Annotated in this window: 18 protein-coding genes; 15 read left to right on the forward strand and 3 right to left on the reverse strand. The window is 73.7% G+C overall.

What is annotated here, in order from left to right:
• Nucleotides 1-59 precede the first annotated feature (59 nt).
• The gene (locus tag ACWDVG_RS03340; protein WP_030208785.1) at nt 60-263 is read left to right on the forward strand and encodes a cold-shock protein; all 204 of its coding nucleotides are present in this window, start codon (nt 60-62) and stop codon (nt 261-263) included.
• 121 nt (nt 264-384) lie between these two features.
• Here the strand turns inward: ACWDVG_RS03340 and ACWDVG_RS03345 are convergent, their stop codons facing one another.
• Nucleotides 385-1,224, reverse strand: a complete 840-nt coding sequence (locus ACWDVG_RS03345; RefSeq protein ID WP_451696153.1) for a M23 family metallopeptidase — start codon at nt 1,222-1,224, stop codon at nt 385-387.
• Nucleotides 1,225-1,420: 196 nt separating this feature from the next.
• On the opposite strand from ACWDVG_RS03345, the gene ACWDVG_RS03350 reads away from it, so the two are divergent.
• From ACWDVG_RS03350 to ACWDVG_RS03380, 7 genes are all read left to right on the forward strand, one after another.
• Nucleotides 1,421-1,819, forward strand: a complete 399-nt coding sequence (locus ACWDVG_RS03350) for a DnaJ family domain-containing protein (RefSeq protein ID WP_451695703.1) — start codon at nt 1,421-1,423, stop codon at nt 1,817-1,819.
• A 43-nt stretch (nt 1,820-1,862) separates the two neighbouring features.
• Nucleotides 1,863-2,375, forward strand: coding sequence for a mycothiol transferase (locus tag ACWDVG_RS03355; protein WP_451695705.1), 513 nt, complete (start codon nt 1,863-1,865; stop codon nt 2,373-2,375).
• Nucleotides 2,376-2,480: 105 nt separating this feature from the next.
• Nucleotides 2,481-3,518 carry a hypothetical protein gene (locus ACWDVG_RS03360; RefSeq protein ID WP_451695707.1) on the forward strand — a complete coding sequence of 346 codons (1,038 nt, stop codon included), beginning with the start codon at nt 2,481-2,483 and terminating at the stop codon, nt 3,516-3,518.
• Entirely contained in the window at nt 3,491-4,744 is a 1,254-nt protein-coding gene (locus ACWDVG_RS03365; protein WP_451695709.1) for a hypothetical protein, read from the forward strand. The genes ACWDVG_RS03360 and ACWDVG_RS03365 overlap by 28 nt, the downstream gene beginning before the upstream one ends.
• 108 nt (nt 4,745-4,852) lie before the next feature.
• Complete coding sequence (locus ACWDVG_RS03370) at nt 4,853-7,144, forward strand: FG-GAP repeat domain-containing protein (protein WP_451695711.1); 2,292 nt, start codon at nt 4,853-4,855, stop codon at nt 7,142-7,144.
• A 136-nt stretch (nt 7,145-7,280) separates the two neighbouring features.
• A complete protein-coding gene (locus ACWDVG_RS03375) occupies nt 7,281-9,569 on the forward strand; it encodes an FG-GAP-like repeat-containing protein (RefSeq protein WP_451695713.1) in 2,289 nt (762 codons plus the stop codon).
• A 98-nt stretch (nt 9,570-9,667) separates the two neighbouring features.
• Entirely contained in the window at nt 9,668-11,941 is a 2,274-nt protein-coding gene (locus ACWDVG_RS03380) for an FG-GAP repeat domain-containing protein (protein WP_451695714.1), read from the forward strand.
• Here ACWDVG_RS03380 and ACWDVG_RS03385 read toward each other — a convergent pair.
• Nucleotides 11,896-12,354, reverse strand: a complete 459-nt coding sequence (locus ACWDVG_RS03385) for an ATP-binding protein (RefSeq protein WP_451695716.1) — start codon at nt 12,352-12,354, stop codon at nt 11,896-11,898. The two genes, ACWDVG_RS03380 and ACWDVG_RS03385, sit on opposite strands and share 46 nt — an antisense overlap.
• A gap of 91 nt (nt 12,355-12,445) precedes the next feature.
• Between ACWDVG_RS03385 and ACWDVG_RS03390 the strand changes: the two genes are divergently transcribed.
• From ACWDVG_RS03390 to ACWDVG_RS03420, 7 genes are all read left to right on the forward strand, one after another.
• A complete protein-coding gene (locus tag ACWDVG_RS03390; RefSeq protein WP_451695718.1) occupies nt 12,446-13,309 on the forward strand; it encodes a helix-turn-helix domain-containing protein in 864 nt (287 codons plus the stop codon).
• Entirely contained in the window at nt 13,306-13,551 is a 246-nt protein-coding gene (locus tag ACWDVG_RS03395; protein ID WP_451695720.1) for a DUF397 domain-containing protein, read from the forward strand. The genes ACWDVG_RS03390 and ACWDVG_RS03395 overlap by 4 nt, the downstream gene beginning before the upstream one ends.
• On the forward strand, nt 13,548-14,174 hold the full coding sequence (locus ACWDVG_RS03400; RefSeq protein WP_451695722.1) for an HAD family hydrolase: 627 nt from the start codon (nt 13,548-13,550) through the stop codon (nt 14,172-14,174). Before ACWDVG_RS03395 ends, ACWDVG_RS03400 begins: the two co-directional genes overlap by 4 nt.
• Nucleotides 14,175-14,366: 192 nt before the next feature.
• Nucleotides 14,367-16,496: an FG-GAP repeat domain-containing protein gene (locus ACWDVG_RS03405; protein ID WP_451695724.1), complete on the forward strand. Its 2,130-nt coding sequence runs from the start codon at nt 14,367-14,369 to the stop codon at nt 16,494-16,496.
• Between the two features lie 78 nt (nt 16,497-16,574).
• Nucleotides 16,575-18,623, forward strand: coding sequence for a protein kinase domain-containing protein (locus ACWDVG_RS03410; protein ID WP_451695726.1), 2,049 nt, complete (start codon nt 16,575-16,577; stop codon nt 18,621-18,623).
• Between the two features lie 101 nt (nt 18,624-18,724).
• Nucleotides 18,725-19,888 (forward strand): flavin-containing monooxygenase, encoded by a 1,164-nt coding sequence (locus ACWDVG_RS03415; RefSeq protein WP_451695728.1) that lies wholly within the window; start codon nt 18,725-18,727, stop codon nt 19,886-19,888.
• A 117-nt stretch (nt 19,889-20,005) separates the two neighbouring features.
• Complete coding sequence (locus ACWDVG_RS03420; protein ID WP_451695730.1) at nt 20,006-23,704, forward strand: hypothetical protein; 3,699 nt, start codon at nt 20,006-20,008, stop codon at nt 23,702-23,704.
• 121 nt (nt 23,705-23,825) lie between these two features.
• Here ACWDVG_RS03420 and ACWDVG_RS03425 read toward each other — a convergent pair whose 3' ends face one another.
• On the reverse strand, nt 23,826-25,121 hold the full coding sequence (locus ACWDVG_RS03425) for an MFS transporter (RefSeq protein WP_451695731.1): 1,296 nt from the start codon (nt 25,119-25,121) through the stop codon (nt 23,826-23,828).
• Nucleotides 25,122-25,175: the final 54 nt, after the last annotated feature.

A 25,175-nucleotide genomic window follows, 5' to 3' on the forward strand; every position in this document is an offset into this window, starting at 1 on the left:
GTTTTCAGACTTGTTTGCAGGTTCTGGAGCAGGGCAACCCTTTGGCCCAAGGAGGGCTTATGGCTACCGGAACCGTCAAGTGGTTCAACGCTGAAAAGGGCTTCGGCTTCATCGCCCAGGACGGCGGCGGCCCGGATGTCTTCGTCCACTACTCCGCGATCAACGCGAACGGCTTCCGTTCGCTCGAGGAGAACCAGCTCGTGACCTTCGACGTCACGCAGGGCCCGAAGGGCCCGCAGGCGGAGAACGTCACCCCGGCCTAAGGTGCCCGGGTCGGCGATCGCGCACGACTAGAGCAGTACCCAAGGAGCCCCGCTCCGTGCCTCACGGCACGAGCGGGGCTCCTGCCCTTTTGTCCGGGGCCCTCCGGAGGTCGGGCCGCCCTCAGCAGGAGGGGATGACGGTCCCCGCGTTGTCGCGGGCCTCGTCGTTGCCCCAGCGGGAGAGGTAGTACGCCGAGACGTACGCCCCCGCGCCGTTCTTGCCGGCGTGGACCGCGTCGAGGTCGGTCCGCAGCCACCAGTGGTTGTAGTTGCCGGAGGCGTCCCGGATCTCCTGGCCCCACACCTTGCAGTAGACGTAGTTGGTGCCCGCGTAGAGCACGCCCTGCGGGTCGTTGGTGTTGGCCTGGGCGTAGCCGGTGGCGTTGGCGAAGGTGTCGACCCAGTACTTTCCGCCGCCTCCGCCCGAGCAGCCGTTGTCGCTGGTCAGGAACTTCGAGCCGTACGAGCCGGGGTAGGGCGCGAGGGAGACGCCGTTGATCGCGATGGTCTGGCCGACGCCGTTGTAGAGCTGCTCGTAGTGGATGTGGGCGCCCGAGCTGTTGCCGGTGGAGCCCGTCGTGCCGATCTGCCGGCCCTGGGCGACCCATGTGCCGTGCGCGACCGAGTAGGCGTTGAGGTGGAAGTAGTACGTCTTCCAGCCGCCGCCGTGGTCGACCACGATGTAGTTGCCCGCGCCGGACGGCTGGGAGTAGCGGTACGCGGTGCCGGCCGCCGAGGCGAGGACCGGGGTGCCGGCCGTCGTCCCGCCGTCGGAGCGGACGAAGTCGAGGGCCAGGCGGACCTCGGCCGAGTGGTGGCTGTAGGTCCACTTCTGGCCGCAGGGGAAGGGCGCCTTGAAGAGCGGCGCCGCGTGGGCGGGGCTGCTGAGCGTGAGCGCGGTGAGCAGGCCCGCGACGAGCGCGAGCAGGCTGCCGAAGAGGGAGATCCGGACCGTACGCAGGGAACGCAGGGGACGCAAGGCTTCTCCGTTCGTGGGCGTGAGGGAGCGGGTCGTGCGTGGTGCGGCAGTGGCGTGCCGGGGGCGCGGCTTCGAGCGGTTGACGCGCGTCGACCGGCCCCAGGGTGCCGGAAACCCGCCCGCCGCAGTAGAGCGCCTTCACCACATGCGTCGCGGGCCGCTTACGTAGGCTGGACACATGACCGAACGCAAACCGCCGGGTGTGAGCTTCGAGTCGTTCGTGGACAAGCAGATCCGCGAGGCCGCCGAGCGCGGCGAGTTCCGCGGTCTCGCCGGGTTCGGCAAGCCCCTGCCGGACGACAGGGCGCCGTACGACGAGCTGTGGTGGATCAAGGGCAAGATGCACCGCGAGGGCGCGTCCGTGCTGCCGCCCGCGCTCGCCCTGCGCAAGGAGGCCGAGGACGCGCGCGCGGCGATGGACGCGGCCGCCTCCGAGGGGCAGGTCCGCCGGATCGTCGGCGAGATCAATACCAAGATCGCCGAGGCGCTCCGGCGGCCGCCCGCCGGACCTCCGCTCCGGCTGACACCTTTCGACGTCGAGGCCGAGGTCACGCGCTGGCGGGAGGCCCGCGGCTAGGGTTCCGAGGGTCGCCGCCCGCCGCCCGTCAGGAGGAGCCCCCATGAACAGCGCCGGTCTGCTGCTCGACTCGTTCGGCCGGATCCGCGAGGCCGTCCACGAGGCCGTCGACGGCCTGACGGACGACGAGCTGGCCGTACGGCTCGATCCCGACGCGAACTCGATCGCCTGGCTCGTCTGGCACCTCACCCGCATCCAGGACGACCACCTCGCGGGCGCCTTCGGCACGGAGCAGCTGTGGGACGCGGACGGCTGGGAGGACCGGTTCGGCCTGCCGTTCCCGAAGGGCGCGACCGGCTACGGCCACACGAGCGCCCAGGTCGGCGCCGTCCGCGCCCCGGCCGAGCTGCTCCTCGGCTACCACGACGCCGTCCACGCCCGCACCGCGGAGCTGCTCGGCGCGGTGACCGACGCCGACCTGGACCGGGTCGTCGACACGTCCTGGAACCCGTCGGTCACCCTCGGCGTACGGCTGGTGTCGGTGGTCGCGGAGGACCTCCAGCACGCGGGCCAGGCGGCGTACGTGCGGGGCGTGGTGGAGCGGCGGGAGGGCTGAACACGGGCCTCCGGATAAACCCCAACAGGCCGTACAACCCCCGGAATCGATCAGGAGTCTGATTCCTGATGGGCACGATGCGTGCCCGTTCGAATGGGGGTTTCCTTGCAGCACAGCATCTCCGGGCGTCGGCTCGCCGCGGCCCTCCTCACCCTGTCCACGGTCACGGCCGTGACCGGGACCCTGGTCACCGTCCCCGCCGTCGCGGCCGCCCCGAGCACCGCCCTGGCGGGCGCGCGGGCCGGGGCCCAGGCCGTCACCGAGGCGAACCTGCCGCTCGACGCCGAGGTCGCCAGCGCCGGGACCACCGGCTACCTCGTCTCGCGCAAGGACGACGCCGGCAACCCGCTCCTGGACTGGCACAGGTACGCCGACGGCGCGGTGCTGCCCGTCCACACCGGCCCCGTGGGCCACGACAGCTACTCCGACATGCTCGTCACGAGCAACGGCGGCAGCTCGTTCCAGATCCGGGACATGCAGTCGGGCGCGAACTGGTGGACGTCCTTCGAGGTCATGTCCGAGTTCACGTACGGCGCGCAGGTCGTCGGCGTCGTCCGCGACAACCTCTTCGTGAGCGTCCCGACCGGCACCGGCAACTACCGCGAGCTGTGGAAGCTCGCCAAGGTCAACGGCGTCACCCAGAAGGTGAAGCTCTCCTCCCGCGCGCGCAACGTGGACTTCAAGGTCGTCGCCTCCGACGGCACGAACCTGATCGTCCTGGGCACCGAGATGGTGCAGGGCACCTCGGGCATGGTCCCGTCCTGGTGGAGCGCCACCACGACCGCCACCGCCAACCAGGTCGTCGACTGGGGCGGCTCCTCGGGCAGCCGCGCCTGGTACCCGACGTCCACCGGCGCGCTCACCGCGACCCACCGCGCGGTGGTCGCGAACTCCTCGCCCGACGGCGACGTCCCCGCGATCTTCGTGGACGGCACCGCCCTGCGCATCCCGCTGACCGGCGCGCTGACCGGCGGCGTCGTCGCCGGCATCGTCGGCGACGTGATCCTGTACGGCGTCCCGGGCACGGCCGGGAGTGAGACGCTGAGCCCGCTGTACGCGCGGAGCATCAAGGACCCGGCCGCCGCGCCGTACAAGTCCTCGAGCACTTCTCCAGCGTGGCCCACGCCCCCGACGGCTCCCTGATGGTGCGCGGCGCCACCACCGCGAACGACGGCATCTTCCGGGTCACGGGCGGCGTCGGCGGCGTCCGCCCGAGCACCGAGCTGAAGGCGGACACCGGCCGGTCGCTCTCCCTCCAGATCGTCGAGTCCCGGGTCCCGGCCGTCGCGGACCTGGAGAAGCCGGGCAGCACGGCCCCGATGAGCTGGTCGCTCTCCCGCGACAGCGCCTCGGTCGAGCTCACCCTCACGCACACGGCGACCGGCAGGAAGTTCGTTCACCGGCCGGCCTCGCCCGTCTCCGGCAGCGTCTTCTCCTACGCGTGGAACGGTGTCCTCGACGGCGTCAGCGCCCCGAACGGCGCCTACACCTGGCAGCTCACCGCCACCCCGACCGACGGCGTCGGCGGCGCGGCGACCGCCTCCGGGAGCTTCCGGGTCACCCGCCTCGCCAACCCGCACGACTACAACGACAACGGCTCGACCGACCTCCTGGCGCGCGACGCCGCGGGCACGCTGTGGCGCGACGACCTGTTCGACGGGCCGGTGAACGGCGCCTACACGTCCGCCCGCCGGACGAAGGTCGGCACCGGCTGGAACGCGTACAAGCAGGTCGAGGCCGTCGGCAGCGTCGGCGGCGCCGCGCACGGCGACGTGCTCGCGGTCGACGGCACCGGCACGGCCTGGCTCCACCTGGGCAAGGGCGACGGCACCTTCGCCTCGCGCATCAACATCGGCGCCGGCTGGCAGATCTACAACAAGATCGCCGGCGGCAACGACCTGGACGGCGACAACCGCGCCGACCTGGTGGCCACGGACGCCGCCGGTTACCTGTTCTTCTACAAGGGCACCGGTCTGTACTCCAAGCCCTTCGAGCCGCGCCTGCGGGTCAGCTCGGGCTGGAACGGCTACAACCAGATCACCGCCGTCGGCAACATCGCGAACCTGCCGGTCACCGACCTGAACGCGGGCGACCTGGTGGGCCGCGACAAGGACGGCGTGCTGTGGCTGCACCGCGGCCAGGGCGGCGGCGGCTTCGACAGCCGCATCCGGCTCGGCGGCGGCTGGCAGGCGTTCTCGCAGCTCGTCGGCGCGGGTGACGTCACGGGCGACGGACGGCCGGACCTGGTCGCGTACGGGGCGGGCGGCACGTACGTCTACCGCTCCACCGGCTCGTCCACGACGCCGTTCCTGCGGGTGACGACCAGCCTGTACGTGGGCGAGGGAACGAAGTTCACCTCGCTCGCCTGACCCGTCACGTACGACTTCTCCCCACCCGCACAACCTTTCGACCCTCCCGTGAGTCCTGCGGGCGTGGCGAGGACGCCACGCCCGCATCTCTGGGGGAGGAACACCCTTTTGACGCACCACCGCACCGCCCGCGTACGGCTCGCCGCGGCCGTCGCCGCCGCGCTCGCCGTCACCGCCGGCGGCCTGTCGGCCGCCGTCCCCGCGACGGCCGCCCCCGCCACCGCCCCGTCCGCCGTCGCCGCCCCCTCCGGCGCCTCCGCCGTCGTGCCGTATCCGACCGGCCGGACCCAGCTCGTCGGGGCCGGGACCACCGGCTTCCTGACCTGGACCACGGACGACCAGGGCTGGGGCGCCCACTGGACGCGGTACTCCGACGGCACCCGTACGGAGCTGTGGCCCGGCAGCACCTGCTTCGTCACCGTGGCGCGGGCCTCCGACACCGTCGTCTGCGCCGACGAGTCCGGCCGGGTGACGCTCCGGGACATGACGACCGGCCAGGAAGACACCGTCTCGCTCCGGAGCCTCGGCGGCACCTACATCGGCGCCGTCGGCCGGACCGTTCTGGCCCGCGTGTCCCACGCGACCGGCGGCCACGACGTGCACCTGCTCGCGAACGGCGCCGACGGGCAGCCCACCGACCGGCGCGTGACCGGCCTGCCCGTCGACGCGCACGACGTACTGTTCGCGGCCGCCACCGCCGACACCGCCCTCCTCACGTACGTCACCGGTACGGGGACGAGCGCCCGGCTGCGCTGGGCCACCGTCGACCTCGCCACCGCCGCCGTCACGGAGACCGCGCCCCTCGCGGGCGACCCCACGCGGCGGGCCCTGATGGCCCTCACGGGCAAGCACGTCGCCTGGCTGGAGCCCGGCGCCGCCGCGGGCACGGCGACCGCGGTCGTCACCGAGCGGGGCGACGGCACGGGCACCCAGCGGATCACCGTGCCCGGCGCGGTCGACCACATCGGCCTGGTGGGCAGCTGGCTGACGTACGCCCAGTCCGGCGGGTACGACGAGCGGAACCCCTCCCCGTCGTACGCCGTGACCGCCCGCTACCTCGGCGACGGCACCACCCGGAAGCTCATGGACGACATGGGCTCCGCGGCCGTGGCGCCCGACGGCGCGCTGACGGTCCAGGGCGGCACCGTCGCCCGCGGCGAGGGCCTGTACCGGATCGCCCCCGGAGCCGACGGCGCCCCCGTCGCCACGCAGGTCGCCTCCTCCGGGATCTCCACCAGGGTGACGCTGCTCGGGCACAACGTCCCGGCGGTCCTCGACCTCGACCGCACCGGCGGCCGGTTCACCGTGGTCTGGCGCCTGAGCCGGTCCGAGGTGGACATGTCGGTCACCATCCGCAACACCCGTACGGGCGAGACCCTGACGGACGGCGTGTACCCGCTCAATGTCCCCGAGTACCACCCCCAGAACGCCCCCTACACCTGGCAGGGCCAGCTCAACTGGGGCGGCAGGCCCGACATGTACACCGGCGCCCAGCCCGGCCCGTACACCTGGGAGATCACGGCCAGGCCGATGAACGGCATCGGCCCCGAGCTGAAGCAGTCCGGCTCGTTCACCGTGACCCGCAAGCCCGGCGCGCACGACTACGACGGCGACGGCGCGCCCGACGTGTTCGAGCGGGACTCCGCGGGCCGCCTGTGGATCGACGACGCCTACCACCACCCGGACGAGTTCGTGGACCAGTTCGAGGTCAACCCCGGGCTGCTCGCGGGCACCGGATGGCAGATCTACGACCGGATCGAGTCCGTCGGGAACGTCGCGGGCTCGGCCGTGAGCGACGTCCTCGCCCGCGACACGGCGGGAGTGCTCTGGCTCTACCAGGGCACCGGATCCGCCAGGGCCCCGCTCGCCGGCCGCGTCCGCGTCGGCTCCGGCTGGAACGCGTACACCCGCCTCACCGGCGGCAGCGACCTCACCGGCGACGGCCGGTCCGACCTCGTCGCCACCGACCGGACCGGGAACCTCTGGCTCTACAAGGGCACCGGCTCCACCACCGCCCCCTTCGGCGCCCGCACGAGGATCGGCACCGGCTGGGGCGTCTACAACGAGCTGACCGCCGTCGGCAACATCGCGGGCGCGGCGGCAGGAGACCTCGTCGCCCGCGACGCGGCCGGCACCCTGTGGATGTACCTCGGCAAGGGTGACGGCACCTTCGCGCCCCGCGTGAGGATCGGCACCGGCTGGGGCGGTTACGACCACCTCCTCGGCATCGGCGACGCCAACCGCGACGGCCGCGCCGACCTCTTCGCCTCGGTGCGGGGCGGCCACGGCGAGGCCTTCCTCTACGAGGGCACGGGCTCGTGGAGCCGCCCGTTCGGCGCGCGGGCCACGGTCGGCTGGTACACGGTCAGGCAGGACCGGACGTACAACGCCCTGTCCTGACACCGAGCCCTCGGGGAATCCGGCGGCGGCCGGAACCCGCGTCATCTCGGTACAACCCTTTCGAGGGTTTGTGAGTCTCATCGGACGGTATGCGCGGATGTGCATGCCGTCCGATGATGCTCCGAGGAGACAGAACGTGGCTTCACGCACGGCACGGCGCCGGCTCTCCACCGCGATCACAGCAGTCCTCGCCGTCACGGCGGGTACGGCCCTGGCCGCCGCCCCCTCGGCGGGCGCCGCCCCGGCGCCCGTCGCCCCGGTGAGCGCCCCGGCCGGGGCGCAGGGCGTGGCGGACGCCCCGGACGTGGCGAAGTTGCCGGTCGGGGCGGAGATCACGAGCGCGGGGCCGGGCGGCTACCTCAGTCGCACCGAGCGGGACGAGGGCGAGGGCCTCGTCTCCTACGACTTCGTCTGGCACCGTCCGGACGGCACCTCCACCTTCGTCTCCAACGGCTGGGTCCACGGACCCGCGATGCCCAACGCCGCCGTGTCCGACATCGTGCCGGTCGCCGCCGACTACGACTACCGGGTGGTCCGGCTCCGCGACATGGCGAACGGCGGCGCGGAGACCGTCTTCGACCTGGGCAGGATGAGCTCCGCGACGGCGACGTACACGTACGTCGCCACGATCGGCTCGACGCTCCTCGTCCAGGTCGCGCCCGCGAGCGGCCCGAAGGAACTGCGTCTCCTCGCCCGCCCCGGCGACCCCGGCACCCGGATCACCGGACTGCCCGCCGGCCTCGACACCGTCGAGGGCGTCCGCGCCTCCGGCACCACCGCGGCCCTCGCGTACCGGACGAGCCAGGCCGACGGGAACAAGACCGGCCTCGTCACCGTCGATCTCGCCACGGCCGCCGCGGGCACCACCCGCCCGTCGAGCGTGCCGGGCTGGAGCCACGCCTTCGCGACCGACGGCACCCGTCTGGCCTGGTGGCAGGGGTACAACAGCTTCGTCGTCGCCGACCTGGCGGGAGGCGAGCCGAGGACCTTCACGGTCGCCCAGTCCTCCACCCCCCGCGTCGGCCTCGTCGGCGGCTGGGTCGTCTACGGCACGGCGACCCAGACCGGCGGCGGCTACGCCGGCGACCCGCTGCTGCCGCTCACCGCGCGCCCGATCGGCGGCGGCGAGCCGGTGAAGGTCCTCGACCGGATGTCGAGCCTCACGCAGGGCCCGGACGGCAGCCTGCTCGTCCGCGGGGGCACCGTCGAGCACGGCGAGGGCGTCTACCGGATCGCGCCCGGCGCCGACGGCCGCCCGGCGGCCACCCTCGTCTCCTCCACGGGCGAGGACACCGCCCTCACGTTCAGGAAGACGAGCCTCGGCCCCGTCGTCGACCTCGACCGGCAGAACAACCGGATCTACCTGACCTGGGAGCTCTCGCACGGGAACTACGCGTACGAGGTCACCTTCGTCCACAAGAAGACCAACCAGCGGTTCCGGTACACCATGACCGGGGGCTTCTCCACCTTCGGCTTCCTCTGGCGCGGGAACTTCTCCTACGCGGACGGCGACCCCGGCCGGAACGCCTACAACGGCGACTACCGCTGGGAGCTCACCGCCAAGCCGGCGAACGGCATCGGCCCGGACCTCCACGCGACCGGCGACTTCACCGTCGTCCGCACCCCCAAGGTCCACGACTTCGGCGACAACGGCTCGCCCGACCTCCTCGTCCGGGACGCGGCCGGCTACCTCCGCCGCCTGGACACGGTCTACGACGTGTGGAACCGCAAGGTCCTGCCCGTGGAATCCGCGTACCCCGTCAGCACCGGCTGGCACGGCTACCAGCAGATCGAGTCCGTCGGCGACGTGGCGGGCACGGGCGCGCCGGACGTCATCGGCCGCGACGCGAGCGGCGTGCTGTGGCTGCACCCCGGCACGGGCGACGACCGCACCGTCCTCGGCCCCCGGGTCAAGGTCGGCGGCGGCTGGGGCGCCTACAACAAGCTCGCGGGCGGCTCCGACCTCGACGGCGACGGCCGCACCGACCTCGTCGCGACCGACACCTCCGGCGGCCTGTGGTTCTACAAGGGCACCGGCAACACCGCCGCGCCCTTCGCCCCGCGCAAGAAGATCGGCACCGGCTGGGGCATCTACAACCAGCTCACCGCCACCGGAAACCTCGCCGGCGCGGCGGCCGGAGACCTCGTCGCCCGCGACACGGCCGGCGTTCTCTGGCTCTACCTCGGCAAGGGCGACGGCACCTTCGCACCGCGCGTGAGGATCGGCGGCGGCTGGAACCAGTACAGCCACCTCGTCGCCGTCGGCGACGCGACCATGGACGGCCGCAACGACCTGTACGTCTTCGGCCCGGACAACACGTCGTACGTGTACGGCGGCACGGGCAGCTGGAGCACGCCGTTCGCGACCCGCGTCCCGACCGACGCGCTCATCAACACGAGCGAGCGGTACACGCACGTGCTCTGACGGCGCGCCTCGTCCGTACAACCCTTCGGGTCCCTCGCGAGTCAGGTACGGGCACGGTGATGATCCACCGTGCCCGTACCTCCGAGGAGGATCCAGCCTTGAGCCCCGCACGCACGTCCCGGCTGCGTCTCACCGCGGCCGTCGCCGCCGTGCTCGCCGTCACCACCGCCGGAGGCCTGGCCGCCCCCGCGTCGGCCGCCCCCGCGACCTCCGTGGCCTCTGTCGCGCCCGCCGCCGTACAGCAGGACGCCCTCACCGTTCCCGCCGGCACGAGCGTCGTCTCCAGCGGGCCCACCGGCTTCCTGACGTTCCACCTGGAGGGCGAGCAGCGCGTCTACACCTGGACGCGGCACCACGACGGCTCCCGGACCCGGCTGCCCGGGGAGCGGTACGCGGCGAACGCCGGCACGGACACCGTCGTCCGGATCGTCGGCACCGTCCACACGTACCTCGACATGTCCGCGGCCACCGGCACCGGCACCGAGCTGGTCTCCTTCGACACCAGCACGCTCGGCAGCGGCACCGGCACCGCCCACCGGCTGCTCGCCGCCATGGGCACCACGCTCGTCACGTCCACGGTGGTCGACAACGCCCGCGTGGTGCACCTGATCACCAAGGAGCAGGGCGTCACGGTCGACCGCACGATCGCCGGCATACCGGCGGGCGCCGGCCACAGGGCGGTCGGGCACAGCGACCCGCACACCCTCGTCGTCCACTACAGCGTCCTCACGAACGGCGTGCGGACGAACCACGTCGCCGTCGTCGACGTCGCCACGGCCCGGGTCGTCGAGACGTACGACGCGGCCCAGACGTCCGACTGGTCCGCCTCCGACGTGTCCGCGACGCACGTGGCATGGATCGAATGGCCCACCGCGGACACCGCGACGCTCGCGACGGTCCGCCGGGGCACCACGGAGGTCACGCGCACCCCGCTGGGCCACTCCGTGCCCTTCATGACCGTCAAGATCGTCGGCGACTGGGTCGCCTACGCCAGGACGGGCGGCGGGACGGCCGCCTTCGCCGACCCCCTCTGGTCCTTCACGGCCCGTTCCCTCAGCGCCCCGGACCGCACGGTCACGCTCCTCGACGACGTCGCGAACGCCATCGGCGCCCCCGACGGCCAGGTGTACGCCACCGGCGGCACGGTCGAGCACGGCAAGGGCGTCTACCGCCTCGCCCCCGGCGCGGACGGCACGCCGACCGCCACGATGGTGGCGAACACGGGCGTGCCGACCGTCCTCGAGGTCAAGGACCTCGCGAGCGCCCCCGTCCCCACCTCCGTCGACTTCGCACGCGGCCAGGACGCCTCCCTGTTCTGGGAGTTCAGCAAGGCCACGGACTACAGCCTCGTGGTGACCCACAACGTGTCCGGCAGCCGCTGGACCCCCGAGCCCGTCCACCTGGACCGGCCCTCCGTCGGCGGAGCGACGTGGACCGGCATGCTCGACGACAGGACCTCCGCCCCGCTCGGCGACTACACCTGGCGACTGAAGGCCAAGCCGGCCAACGGCATCGGACCCGTGGTGGAGCGGACCGGCACGATCAAGGTCACCGCCAAGCCCGCGCCGCACGACTTCACCGACAGCGGCGCCCCCGACCTGCTCGTCCGCGACAGCGCGGGCCGGCTCCTCGCCTACGACGCCCGCCAGACCCTGTACGAGACCGGGGCGTGGGGCGTGCCCGCCGAACGCACCAGCGTCGTCATGGGCACCGGCTGGCAGATCTACGACCGCGTCACCGCCCCCGGCAACCTCGACGCCTCCCCGCACGCCGATGTGATCGCCCGGGACCGCAGCGGCGTCCTGTGGCTCCACTCGGGCACCGGCAAGGGCTTCGCCCCGCGCAAGCAGATCGGCACCGGCTGGGGCATCTACACCCTCCTGACGGGCGGCAGCGACCTCACCAACGACGGCCGGGCCGACCTCGTCGCCACCGACAGGGCGGGCGCGCTCTGGCTGTACCAGGGCACCGGCAACGCCAACGCCCCCTTCGCGGCCCGGAAGAAGATCGGCACCGGCTGGGGCATCTACAACCGCATCGCCGGCGCCGGCAACCTCGCGGGCGGTCCCGCCGGGGACCTCGTCGCCCGTGACGCGGCCGGTGTGCTGTGGCTCTACCTCGGCAAGGGCGACGGCACCTTCGCGCCCCGCGTGAAGATCGGCGCGGGCTGGGACCGCTACTCCGACATCGTCGGCGTCGGCGACACCAACCGCGACGGCCGCCCGGACCTCGTCGTCCAGGGCCTCGCGGGCGGCGCCCACGACACCCTCTCCGTCTACAAGGGCACGGGCGACTGGCGGGCCCCCTTCGCCACCCGCACCGCCGTCTACAACCCGGAGGAGCTGGGCACGGGGGCCGTCACCCTGTTCTGACACGTCAGCGGGACGGTCGCCCAGACCGTCTTGCCGACGGACCCGGCCTCCCGGTCCTTCACGCCCCACGCCGTGGCGAGGGCGGCGACGAGCAGCAGCCCGTAACCGCCCCCGTCCGGTTCCCGGACCGGCACGGGGCGGCGCTCACCCCGCGCGTCGGACAGCTCGACCCGTACGTGGTCCTCGCCGCGCTCCAACCGCACCTCGAAGTCCCGCCCGGGCACCCGTCCGTGCTGGACCGCGTTGGTGGAAAGTTCGGCGACCACCAGGGCGACGGCCTCGGCGGGGACGCCGGTGACGCCCCAGTCGCGGAGCTGCTGCACGGCGAGTAACCGGGCGAGACGTGCGCCCCGGCGCGTGGCGGAGAGCCGGAGCGCGAACTCACCGGTTGGGGTGGAGGTTTCGGATTTCATGCCCCTGATCCTGGCCCCCCGGCCGTACGCTGACCAGCAGCGACGCCACGACGCTGGGTAACTGTACGGGTACGCCAAGAAGGCGGTACGGATGTCGGGGAACGAGGACGAGCGGCCGGAACGGCCCTCGGAGGTGGACGGCACGGCGCACTTGTTCCGTGCGCTCGGGAAGATCATCAAGGTGCTGCGCAAGAACGCGGGCCTGAGCCAGGCCGAACTGGCGGACATCACGCATTGCAGCGAGGACCTGGTCTCCTCGATCGAGAGGGGGGTGCGGACCCCGCAGGCGGACTTCCTGCTGCGGGCGGACCCGGCGCTGGGGGCGGGGGGCGTGCTGGTCGCGGCGGTCGACGACGTACGGGAGGCGCTGACGCGGGCGCGGGTGCGGCACCCGGACTGGTTCCGGAACTTCGCGAAGGCGGAGGCGGAGGCGGTGGCGTTGCACTACTACGCCGTGCAGGCCGTGCCGGGAATCCTGCAGACGCCCGCTTACGCGGAGGCCGTCTTCCGCTATCGTCGCCCGCTCTACGACGAGGAGACGATCGAGAAGCGGTTGGCGGACCGGCTCGCCCGACAGGTGATCTTCGACAAGTGGCCCGCCCCGACGATGAGCTTCGTGGTCGAGGAGTCAGTGCTGCGCCGCCCACTGGGCGGCCGGGAAGCCTTCCGCGAGCAGCTGCGCCGCATCCTCGACGTCGCTCAACTGCGGACGGTCCACTTCCAGGTCATGCCGACCGACCGGGAAGAACACCCGGCGCTTGAAGGGGCGTTCACTCTGCTCACTCCGAAGGGGCGGAGGGAGGTCGCCTACATCGAGAGCTACCGGCACGCACGCCTGATCACCGACCCGGAAGAGGTGCGCATGTACACCGAGCGCTATGGGATCATCCGGGCGCAGGCACTCACGCCCCGCGAGTCCCTGGAGTTGATCGAGAAGATGCTGGGAGAGCTATGAGCACCACCGATCTGGCCTGGTTCAAGAGCAGCTACAGCGGCGGCGAGGGCGGCGAGTGCATCGAAGTCGCCTACCACTGGCGCAAGTCCAGCTACAGCGACGGCGAGGGCGGCAACTGCGTCGAGGTCGCCGCCCACCCCACCACCGTGCACGTACGGGACTCCAAGAACCCCGACGGGCCCCAGCTCGCGGTCTCCCCCGCGTCGTGGGCCGCGTTCGTGGACGTAGCATCCCGGGCGTGACCTCAGCGAACTTCGTACTCTTCGACGTCGACGGAACCCTGATGGACGCCGTCGCAAACCAGCGGCGCGTCTGGCACGAGTGGGCCGCGCGGCACGGGCTCGACGGGGACGAGGTGTACGCCGTCGCGTTGCGCACGCGGCCCGTGGAGACGTTCGCGGCGGTCCTGCCGGGGGCGGACCCGGACGAGTGCCTCGCCCTGCTGCACGCGCTGGAGGACGAGGACGTCCGTACGGGGACGTACGCGGCGTTCGCGGGGGCGGCCGAGCTGCTCGGGGCGCTGCCGGAGGGCCGCTGGGCGCTGGTGACGTCGAACTACGAGCACCGGGTGCGGGGGCGGTTCGAGCGGACCGGGCTTCCGTTGCCGGGGCTGGTGATCGACGCGGCCTCGGTGGCGGAGGGGAAGCCGTCCCCGGTCCCCTACCTCACCGCCGCCGAGAAGCTGGGCGCGGACCCGGCGGACTGTCTGGTCGTCGAGGACGCGCCGTCCGGGGTCCGCTCGGGTCTGGACGCGGGGATGACGGTCTGGTCGGTGAACGGGCCCGGGCCCGTGGGCGCCCACCGGCACTTCGGGTCCCTGGCGGAGGCGGTCCCGGAGATCCTGGCGCTGGTGGGGCGGGGGTAGGTCCTCGGGCGCGTCGCGCCGGTGTGCTTCTGGTGCGGCCGCCCCGGCCTTTCCGTGCCCGGGGCCGGTGGCGGCCCGCCGCGCTGACGTGGACCGGGAACGGTGGGCCGTACAACCTTGTACCTCCTTCGCCGGTCTCCCCTCCTGTGGCGCCGCCCCGAGCGTCCCGCTTCCACCTGGGGAGGAATACCCGTGGCTCACCTACGGATCGGGCTGGCCGCCGCCGTGGCCACCGTTCTCGCGCTCACCGCCGCCGTGCCCGCGAGCGCCGTCGCGGCCGCGCCGGGGGCCGTCGCCGCCGACCAGCAGCAGGCCCCGCTCACGTACCCGCAGAAGAGCGACATCGTCAGCGCCGGGGCGACCGGCTTCCTCACCAAGGGCGAGAAGCTCCTGTGGACCCGCTTCGCCGACGGTGCCGTCGTCGAGCTGCCGGGCACCCCGGTGGGCGACAGCCACTCGGACACCGTCACCGTGCAGACCGCCCGGAACGTCTTCCAGGTGTACGACATGGCCGCCGGTGGCGAGCCCGTCACCATCGACTGGTCCTCCCGCCCCGGCGACTACGAGCCGCAGGCGGTCCACGGGTCCACGACCGCCTTCTGGTACCTCGGGCAGGTCGTCCTGGCCTCCGTGGAGAACGGCAAGGTCACGGAGCGGAAGGTGGGGGGCTCCTACGAGTCGATGTCCATCGTCTCCCTGCGCGCCGGCGAGGTCCTCGTGACCCACCGCCTCCCGTACGACGCCACGTCCACGACGAAGCTCGACGTCCTGGACACCGCGACGGGCGCCGTGAAGGAGTCGTTCACGATCGGCTCCCGGACGGGCGAGTACGTCGCCGCGTCCGACACCGCGCTCGCCTGGCCGAAGTACGGCAGCCTCCTCGTCCGGAACCGGGCCACGGGCGCGGTCACCACGAGGGAGAGCTCGACGTCGAGGTGGGCGCAGGTCGAGTTCCTCGGCGACTGGGTGCTGACCGGCGAGGGCCACGGCCTCACCGAGTCGTACGACCCGGAGTGGGTGGCGCTGATCGCCCGGACCACGGAGGAGAACCCGACGACGGTCCGGCTCCTCGACCACCTGGTGTCCTGGGCGGTCGCGCCGGACGGTTCCGTCCTGGCGCGCGGCGGTTCGCAGGCGCACGGCGAGGGGCTGTACCGGATCGCGCTCGGCGCCGACGGCCGGCCGGCCGCCACGTTCCTCGCGGGCAGCGGGGAGAGCGCGGGTCTCGGGCAGCTCGTGCACACGGGGACGGCCATGGCCGCACCCCGGGACGGCATCACCGGGGCCCGCTTCTCCTGGGAGGGGCTGACCCGGCGGAACGTGAAGCTGGACTTCGAGTTGCGTCACGTCGCCACCGGCAAGTCGACGCGCCAGACGTGGGGCGGTGTCCGCCCGGACATGGTCCTCATCAACGACTGGCACGGCCTGCTCTACCGGTCGGCCGCGCCCAGCGGTGCGTACACCTGGAAGGCCACCGTCACGCCGCTCAACGGTGTCGGCGAGCCCCTGCACTCCTCGGGGTCGCTGTCGGTGTCGTACCGGCCCCCGCTGCACGACTTCACCTCGAACGGGTCGGCGGACGTCCTCGCCCGTGACACGGCGGGCCGGCTGTGGCTGCAGGACAGCTACTACCACGGCAAGTTGCACCCGGGTCAGCGGACACTGGTGGGCACGGGCTGGCAGGTGTACGACCGCATCGAGGCGGTCGGGAACATCGGCGGTTCCGACCAGCCCGACCTGGTCGCCCGTGACCGCGCCGGTGTCCTCTGGCGGTACGAGGGCAAGGGGGACGGCACGTTCGCGCCGCGGGGGAAGGTCGGCGGCGGCTGGAACGCGTACGACAGGATCACGGGCGGCAGCGACCTGAACGGGGACGGCAGGGCCGACCTCGTCGCCACGGACCGGCAGGGCGGCCTGTGGCTGTACCCCGGCACCGGTGACCTCGCCGCCCCGTACGCGCCGCGCAAGAAGATCGGCACCAGCTGGGGCGTCTACAACCTGATCACCGCGACCGGCGACATCGCCGGGGGCGAGGGGGGCGACCTCGTCGCCCGCGACCGGAGCGGCGTGCTCTGGCTGTACCTGGGCAAGGGCGACGGCACCTTCGCGTCCCGCGTGAAGGTCGGCCGCAACTGGAACATCTACACCGACCTGGTCAGCGTCGGGCAGGCCGACAGGCACACGTGGCAGGACGTGGTCGCCGTGGGTCCCGAGGGTGCGCTCCTCCACAACGGCGACGGGCGCTGGGACCGGCCCTTCAAGCCGCGCGAGAGCACCGGGCTATTCACCGACGGTGTCGGGATGTACGACGCTTTCGCCTGATTTCGCTCAACTCCCGCCGGGCCCCCTTCACTTGATCTGCGATTCAGATCGGGAGGGGGCTCGGCTACTCTGTGCCCCATGCAGGGGGAATTGGAAAGCAGCTCTAGTTTGGCCGGCAGTGGTGCCCTGCCGCTGGAGGCGGGGGACCCCCGGCGCATCGGCGCGTTCCGGCTGCTCGGCGTGCTCGGCTCCGGCGGCATGGGGCGGGTCTATCTCGGCGCCGTTCCGGGGAAGTTCGCCGCCGTGAAGCGGGTGCTGCCCGTGCTCGCGGAAGACCCCGACTTCCTGAGCCACTTCGGGCACGAGCTGGACAACCTGGCCCGGCTGCCCGGCGGGGCCGGCACGAAGCTCCTCGCGAGCGACCGGACGGCGAAGCCGCCGTGGTTCGCGACGGAGTACATTTCGGGCGTCACCCTCAACGACGCCGTCCGGCTGGGCGGCGGGGCGCTGCCGCCCGGGGCGCTGTGGCGGCTGCTGCGGGAGGGGGCGGCCGGGCTGCGGGCCGTGCACGCGGCGGACATGGTGCACCGCGACCTCAAGCCGTCCAACGTCATGCTGACCGCCGACGGTCTCTCCCTCATCGACTTCGGCGTGGCGCGGGCCGCCGACCAGTCGCGGCTGACCAAGACCGGCATGGTCATCGGCACGCCCGCCTACATGGCGCCCGAGCAGGCCGTGGCCGAGCGGCGGCTGACGGGCGCGGCGGACGTCTTCGCGCTCGGCAGTCTGGTGCTGTACGCGGCGAACGGGCGGCCCCCGTTCGGCGACGGCTCCGGGCCGGGCCTGCTCTACCGGATCGTGCACGGCGAGCCGGACTTCGGGACGCTCGGCGCGACCGCGCCGGAGCTGGCGGCGCTCGTCCGCACCTGTTTCGCGAAGGACCCGGAGGAGCGGCCGACCGCCGCCGAGCTGGTCGAGCGCGCGGAAGAGGCCGCGGCGGCGGCCGGTGCTTCGGTGGCGGGCGGCGCGGGGGCCGGGGGCGAGAGGGCCCGGGGCGCGTTCTGGCCCGCTCCGGTCGCCGCGCGGATCGCAGAGCGGGCGGCCTTCGGGGCCGGGGCGCCGACGGCCGAGCACCTGGCGGAGCTGGAGGCCGCGGAGCCGTCGGAGGACGTCGCGACGGCGTCCCTGACCCCGCGGCGGCCTGCGGGTCCCGCGACCGCCGGGTCGGACGTGCCCTCGGTGACGGGGGCGGGCGTGGGCGCGCCGCGGCGGGAGCGGCGGCGCAACCGCTTCGTGATGCTCGCCGTGCCGGTCGTCGTGGCGACCGGCACGACGCTGACCGTGGCCCTCGGGCCGTACGAGATCGGCCGCGACAGCGCGGGCGACCGGCCGTCGACGGCGTCGCCGTCGGTGGCCGTGTCGCAGCCGGCACCGGGGGTTCGGGTCCCCGGTGGGTCGCGGTCCCCGTCGGCGACGACGCCGGGGGTCACGGGCCCCTCGTCGCAGCCGCCGGGCAGCAGGCCGCCGGGGCCGGGCACGGCCGTTCCTCCTCCGCCACCGCCCGCCGACGGGGGTGTGGGCGGCGGCGGGGGAGGCACCGTGCCCGGCACCGGCACCGGCACCGATGCGGGCTCCGGGCCGGCCTCCGGGTCCGGGTCGGGGTCCGCGTCGGGGTCGGCATCCGGCTCCGGCTCCGGGTCCGGGGGGACGAGCGCGCAGCCCACGACCCGGCCGCCGCGGACCACGCAGGCACCTCCGCCGCCCCCGCCGTCCGGTGGGTCGCCCTCGGGGACGTACTCCCTGGAGAACGGGTCGAGCGGCAACTGCCTGGCCGAGTACAACGCGGGCTTCGGGGACGTCGTCACGGCGGTCGCGTGCGGCTCGAAGGGCAGCGGCACCACCACCTACGGGTTCGCCTGGACGTACGCGCCCGGCGCGAACGGCACCTTCCGGCTCGTCAACAAGCGGTCCGGCCGCTGTCTGCAGCCCGGCGGGAACACGGCGGTCACGACCGGGTCCTGCAACGGGGCGGGCGCGCAGACCTGGACGGTGCACGCGTCCTCGTCCTCCGGCCGCGTCTTCCGGAACGCGAGTGACGGCAGGTGTCTGACGGCCGGGTCCTTCGCCATGACGTACACCTGCGGTGCGGGCGCCTCCCAGCTGTGGCGGAACATCTCACCCCTGTGACCGCGCGGACGCGGGAGGGCGCGGGCGGCGTGACCGATTCGCAACCGAAACCCCTCTTGACCGAGACCCACAGCGTGTACACGTCATTACGCTCAGCATTCATGGTCACCACCCCCCTCGCACCGCCTCCACACACCGTCCACCCCGTGTACGTCATCGGCGCCGGCCCCGGCGGACTCGCCGTCGCCGCCGCCCTGGGCGCCCGGGGCGTGCGGGCGGTCGTCCTGGAGAAGTCCGACGCCGTCGGCGCCTCCTGGCGCGCCCACTACGACCGGCTGCGGCTGCACACCACCCGGCGGCTCTCCGCCCTCCCCGGCCTGCGGATGCCCCGCTCGTTCGGGCGCTGGGTCGCCCGCGCCGACGTGGTCCGCTACCTGGAGACGTACGCGGAGAAGCACGAGCTGGAGATCGTGACGGGCGTCGAGGTCACCCGGATCGAACGCGCCGGGTCCGAGTGGGTCCTGCACGCGACGGGCGGGCGGCGACTCACCGGCCGGGCCGTGGTCGTGGCCACCGGCTACAACCACACCCCGCACGTGCCCGACTGGCCGGGCCTCGCGTCGTACGAGGGCGAGCTCGACCACGCCCGCGCCTACCGCAACCCCGGGCCCTACGCGGGCAAGGACGTGCTCGTCGTGGGCGTCGGCAACACCGGGGCCGAGATAGCCGCCGACCTCGCGGAGGGCGGCGCGGGGCGGGTGCGGCTCGCGGTCAGGACCGTGCCGCACATCGTGCGGCGGACGACGCTCGGCTGGCCCGCGCAGCGCTCGGGCATCCTGATCCGGCGGCTGCCCGCGGCCCTCGTCGACCGGCTGGGCGCGCTGCTCGCCCGGTTCGGGACGCCGGACCTCTCCCCCTACGGGCTGCCCCGGCCGGACACCGGCCTCGCCACGCGCCAGCGGGAGGGCGCGGTCCCGGTCCAGGACGTGGGCCTGATCGCCGCCCTGCGGGCCGGGAAGGTCGAGGTGGTCGCCGCCGTGGAGTCGCTCGACGGGGCCGAGGTGGTCCTCGCGGACGGGAGCCGGATCACCCCGGACGCGGTGATCGCGGCGACCGGCTACCGGCGCGGCCTCGAACCGCTCCTGGGCCACCTGGGGGTGCTCGACGGGTCCGGACGCCCCTCCGTGCGCGGGGCGCGCTGCCCGCGCGAGGCGCCGGGGCTCTACTTCACCGGCTTCACCAACCCGATCAGCGGCATGCTGCGGGAACTGGCGTGCGACGCGGAGAAGATCGCGCGCCGGATCGCCCGGACGGCGAAGTCCTGAACCGGGGGGCGGACGCCGAACCCGTCGGGGGCCAGGGGCGGTAGCGGAGGGTGTCGTACCGGGGCCCTAGGGTGTGCCGTGCATATGCCGCACACTGCTCCGGGGGGGACCGGAAACATGCCGAACTCCGCGCGCTCGCGCACAAGATCCCGAAGATCCAGCAGCTCGCTTCTGCTGGTTCCGGCCCTGCTGACGGCCCTGGTGGCGCCGCTGCTCCCGACGGGGACGGCGGCGGCGACGCCCGTGCCGTCCGCGCCGCCCGCGAGCGCGGCCCCGGAGCCCGAGCCCGAGCCGACGACGCCGACGCCCACGCCCACGCCCGACCCGACGCCGGAGCCCTCGTCGTCGGCCACCGCACCGACGGTCGAACCGTCCCGCGAGCCGACCCCCGAGCCTCCCCCCGAGCCGACGACGACCGTCGAGCCGTCCGCCGACCCGACACCGGAGCCGTCCGCCACGGCCGACCCGTGTCCCGCGCTGCCGCTCGCGCCGCTCGGCGACCCCGGGGACGCCATCGCCCGCGTCACCCTCGAACCGGGTGCCGCCGCCTGCTTCGCGGTCGTCGTGGAGAAGCCGGGCGTGCACCTTCTGGCCCGCCAGGCGTCCGCCTCCGTGACGGCCGCGCTCTACGACGGCGAGACGCCGGTCGAGTGCGCCGGGCGCACCCACGGCAACGCATGGTGCCGCCCGAGCCGCGCCGGCACGTTCACCCTGCGCGTCGTCAACACCGCCACGACGCGGACGACATCGGCGTTCGCGGTCGTCCCGCTCGCGCCCTCCGCGGCCTGCGGCAGCCCGGTGAGCACGCGCTACGACGCGGAGCCCGTCACGGCCACGGCGGTGAACCGTTTCGCCGTCCTCTGCCAGAACGTCACCGCGCTGCCGGGCGAGCGGATCACCGTCGACAACAGGACGGAGAACAGCCGTCCGACGTACTCCTGGATCACCGACGAGACCGGGGAGCAGATCTGTCCCGACTCCGCCCCTGACGGGGAGCCGGGCTGCGTCCTCCCGGGCCAGGGCCAGTACCGCGTGCTGACGACGGTGTCGTCCGACGACGCGCACTATCCCGTCACGTACACGCAGCGGATCCGGCGGCTCTCCGATCCCGCGGGCTGCGCCCCGCTGTCGGTGCATCCCTTCGGCGCGGCACCCACCGCCTCCTCCGGCACGGGGTGCGTGACCTTCACGCCCACCGCCACGGCCCCGCACGACGTGCGCTTCGTCGCCCATTCCCGGGCGTCGCGGGCCACCGTGTACGCCGCCGACGGACGTACGGCGTGCCAGGCGTGGGCGGAGGAGTGCGTCCTCGCCGCGGGGACGCGGTACACCGTGGTCACGGACCACCCGGTCGTGATCCTCGACCGGTCCTCCGGCGCGGGGTGCGCCACCGCCGCGGTCGGCGGGAACACGACCGCCACGTTCGACGTGGTGGGCGAGGTCGACTGCCTGACGCTGCCGCTGCCCGCCGGCGCCCAGGTGGCCGCCCTGCGGACGTACGGCTCCCCGGCGCCGTCCCCCGAGGTGACGGTGGTCGACGCGGCGGGCAGGGACGTCTGCCGGCCGGACGGCGTGGAGGCGGGGGTGTGCAGGCTGAGGGGCACCGGCCCGCACCGCGCGCTGGTCACCATGAACGGCACGCTCATCGGGTCCCCGACCATGACGGGCACCTATCACCTCGCGTTCCATCGCACGGACGGCGTGAGCTCCTGCCCGGTCCTCCCGGCGGGCGACTTCACGGCCGAGAGCCCGCGGGCCCGGGTCACGGTCGGGGAGGGGGGCTTCGCCCAGTGCCTGTCCGTCCCCGCCGCCGACCACACCGCGAGCGAGCTGTTCCAGTTCGGGCCGTCGCACTGGTCCGGAGAGCTTTCGGTCTTCGACGCGACCGGGACCCGGGTCTGCTATCTGAGCGACGGGGGCTGGACGCCGTGCGCGCTCACCCCGGGGCTCGCGCACACGGTCCTCCTCCACGGCACCCTGTGGGGCACCACCCGCACCGTGTCCCGCCACGACCTCACCGCCGGGGCGCGCGGCTGCGCGACGGCCCCGGCCGGGGCCGTCGGCGGCCCGTACACCGGCGTCACCATGCCGGCGCCCGGCAGCCTGCGGTGCCTCCGGGTGACGACGGCCGACGCGAGGGACACGCTGCACCTCGGCATCCACGACCCGGAGCGGAACGCGCGGTTCACCGCGTACGACGCGCGGGGGGCGTACGTCTGCGACTCGTACGACAGGGGCTGCGCCGTCACCGGCTCCGCCGCCTACCAGGTGGTCCTCTGGACGGGCGGGGCCACGGCGCCCACCGTCGGGTTCGACGCCCTGCGGATCGGCACGGCGGCCGGACCGGCGCCCGAGTGCGTCAGGGTCCCGAACGTCACCTACGGGTTCGGGCCGCTGGTCGGCACCCTCAGCGCGCAGCGGACCGCGATGTGCGCGGTGCTGCCCACCGCCTCGGGCGACGACTTCGACCTGACCTTCGCTCCCGCCGACTCCTTCGAACAGGTGCCGTTCCCGCGGCTGTACGGCGGAGGGGGCACGGACAGCTCCTGCCGGGGGTGGTACACGGATCAGGGCCTGAAGTACACCTGCTCCGTCCCCGACTCCTCCTCGCGGCAGTCGCGGCCGTCGACGCTCCTCATCGGCCTTCCGGAGCGGCCCGCGCAGACGTCCACGGCCGTGCGCGCCACGGCCGTGTGCACCGTGTCCTTCTCCTACTGCGGCGTCGAGACGCGGAGCATCGGCGCGGTGAGCCCGACCACGGGCGGCGCGGGGAGGATCACCCTCACGCTCACCGGCACGGCCCTGCACGAGAGCCACCAGGTGGCGGTGCTGGGCGCGGACGGCCGGACCTGGCTGCGGTCCACGACCGTGTCCGTCGCCGCCGACCGGCGGAGCATGACGGTCGCCCTCGACCTGACGGGCGTGCGCCCCGGCTCGTACGGGCTGAGCGTGTTCGCGTCCGGCTCCACGTACGCGCGCGGCTCGTTCACCGTCGTCGCCCCGCTCCGCTCCACCGCCGCCCCCGCCGTCTCCGGCACAGCGGCCGTCGGGGGCACCGTCACGGCGAAGGCCGGGACCTGGTCGCTGCCCGTGGACGGGTACGCGTACCAGTGGCGGGCGAACGGCGTCGCGATCGCGGGGGCCACCGCGGCCGCGTACGCGGTTCCGGCCGCCCTCCAGGGCAAGCAGCTGTCGGTGGCCGTGACCGCGCGCAAGGCGGGACACCCGGTGGTCACCGCGGTGAGCGGCGGCGTGGTCGTGAAGGGCGTCGCGCCCAGGCCGACCTCGGTGCCGTACGTCTCCGGCACCGTGCGGGTCGGGAGCAAGGTGGCGGCGGTCGTCGGGAACTGGTCGCCGGCGCCGACCTCGTACGCCTACCAGTGGCGGGCCAACGGTGTGGCGATCGCGGGGGCGACGGCGTCCACGTACGTGCCGGTCGCGTCCGTCCTCGGCAAGAAGCTCACCGTGACGGTGACGGCCCACCGGACCGGGCACCTGAGCGGCGCGTACACCTCGGCGGGGCCCACGGTCGCGTACGGGATCGCGCCCAGGGCGACCTCGGCGCCGTACGTGACGGGCACGGTCCGGGTCGGGCGGACGCTGACCGTGAACCGGGGCGCGTGGACGCCGGCGCCGACCGGCTACGGGTACCAGTGGTACGGCAACGGGCGGGCTGTCAGCGGTGCGACGAAGTCCTGGTTCACGCCGACGACGGCGCAGCGCGGGGCGAAGCTCACCGTGAAGGTGACGGCCTACCGGACCGGGCACTACGCGGGTGCCGCGTGGACCCGGTCGACGGTGGCGGTCGCGGGCTGAGCGGCCCGGGCGCCGCGTGAGCCCCCGGGAGGCCGAGTCCTCCCGGGGGCTTCGCGTTGCCGTACGGGCGGAGACACGGCCTCCCGCCTCGCGGGCGTCCCGGCCCGGAGCGGCCGTGCGATCAGCGGAGTCCTTCCGGGCGGCGGATGACGAGGGCCATCAGGGCGGCCGCCGCGCACAGCGCGCCCGCGGCGTACCAGACCACGTCGTACGAGCCGAAGACGTCCCGCGCCACTCCGCCCGCGAAGGCGACGACCGCCGCGCCCACCTGGTGGGAGGCGAGGACCCAGCCGAAGACGATCGCCGCGTCCTCGCCGTAGTGCTCGCGGCAGAGCGCGATCGTCGGCGGCACCGTGGCCACCCAGTCGAGGCCGTAGAAGACGATGAAGAACAGCATCGGCGGGTGGACCGAGGGCGCGAGGAGCATCGGCAGGAAGAGGAGCGAGACGCCGCGCAGCGCGTAGTAGACGGCGAGGAGCCGGCGCGCGGAGAAGCGGTCGGTGAACCAGCCGGAGGCGATGGTGCCGACGACGTCGAAGACGCCGATGACCGCGAGCAGTCCGGCCGCCGCGGTGACCGGCATGCCGTGGTCGTGGGCGGCGGGCACGAAGTGCGTCTTGACGAGGCCGTTGGTGGAGGCGCCGCAGATCGCGAAGGTCCCGGCGAGCAGCCAGAAGGGTCCGGTGCGGGCCGCCTTGAGGAGGACGGTGACGGCGCGGCGCGCGGCGCCCGTGGCGGGCGCGGGCTTCGGCGTCCACTCCCCGCCGTACGGGGTGGTCCGTACGTCCGCGGGGTGGTCGCGCAGCAGCAGCCAGACGAACGGGACGACGGCGAGCGCGGCGAGGGCGACGGTCACGGCGGCGGGCCGCCACCCGTGGTGTTCGACCAGCCAGGAGAGCAGCGGCAGGAAGACCAGCTGCCCGGAGGCCCCGGCGGCGGTGAGGATGCCGGTGACGAGGCCGCGGCGGGCGGAGAACCAGCGCTGGGTGACGGTCGCGGCGAAGGCGAGCGCCATGGAGCCGCTGCCGAGGCCGACGAGGACGCCCCAGTAGAGGACGAGCTGCCAGGCGGCCGTCATCCAGACGGTGAGGAGCGAGCCGAGCGCGATGACGGACAGGGCGACGGCGACGACCTTCCGGATGCCGAAGCGGTCCATGAGGGCGGCGGCGAAGGGGGCGGTGAGGCCGTAGAGCGCGAGGTTGACCGAGACGGCGAAGCCGATCGTGCCGCGCGACCAGGTGAACTCCTCGTGCAGCGGCTCGATCAGCAGGCCCGGGAGGGAGGCGAAGGCGGCCGCGCCGATGATCGTGACGAAGGTGACCGCCGCGACGAACCAGGCGCGGTGGACGCGGTGGACGCGCGGGGGCGGCGGTCCGGCGGGGGTGCGGGCGGCGGGGCTCTCGGTTGTCTGGGCCATGCCACCGAGCATCCCGTCGCCGCACCCCGCCCACCATTGGCCCGACTGACAGCT

This window comes from Streptomyces sp. NPDC003327 (assembly GCF_053589515.1).

Bases quoted from the DNA above. Each gene is read 5' to 3' on its own strand.
- ACWDVG_RS03340 (WP_030208785.1), top strand. From the start codon at position 60: ATGGCTACCGGAACCGTCAAGTGGTTCAACGCTGAAAAGGGCTTCGGC.
- ACWDVG_RS03350 (WP_451695703.1), top strand. From the start codon at position 1,421: ATGACCGAACGCAAACCGCCGGGTGTGAGCTTCGAGTCGTTCGTGGAC.
- ACWDVG_RS03355 (WP_451695705.1), top strand. From the start codon at position 1,863: ATGAACAGCGCCGGTCTGCTGCTCGACTCGTTCGGCCGGATCCGCGAG.
- ACWDVG_RS03385 (WP_451695716.1), bottom strand. From the start codon at position 12,354: ATGAAATCCGAAACCTCCACCCCAACCGGTGAGTTCGCGCTCCGGCTC.
- ACWDVG_RS03390 (WP_451695718.1), top strand. From the start codon at position 12,446: ATGTCGGGGAACGAGGACGAGCGGCCGGAACGGCCCTCGGAGGTGGAC.
- ACWDVG_RS03395 (WP_451695720.1), top strand. From the start codon at position 13,306: ATGAGCACCACCGATCTGGCCTGGTTCAAGAGCAGCTACAGCGGCGGC.
- ACWDVG_RS03410 (WP_451695726.1), top strand. From the start codon at position 16,575: ATGCAGGGGGAATTGGAAAGCAGCTCTAGTTTGGCCGGCAGTGGTGCC.
- ACWDVG_RS03415 (WP_451695728.1), top strand. From the start codon at position 18,725: ATGGTCACCACCCCCCTCGCACCGCCTCCACACACCGTCCACCCCGTG.
- ACWDVG_RS03420 (WP_451695730.1), top strand. From the start codon at position 20,006: ATGCCGAACTCCGCGCGCTCGCGCACAAGATCCCGAAGATCCAGCAGC.
- ACWDVG_RS03425 (WP_451695731.1), bottom strand. From the start codon at position 25,121: ATGGCCCAGACAACCGAGAGCCCCGCCGCCCGCACCCCCGCCGGACCG.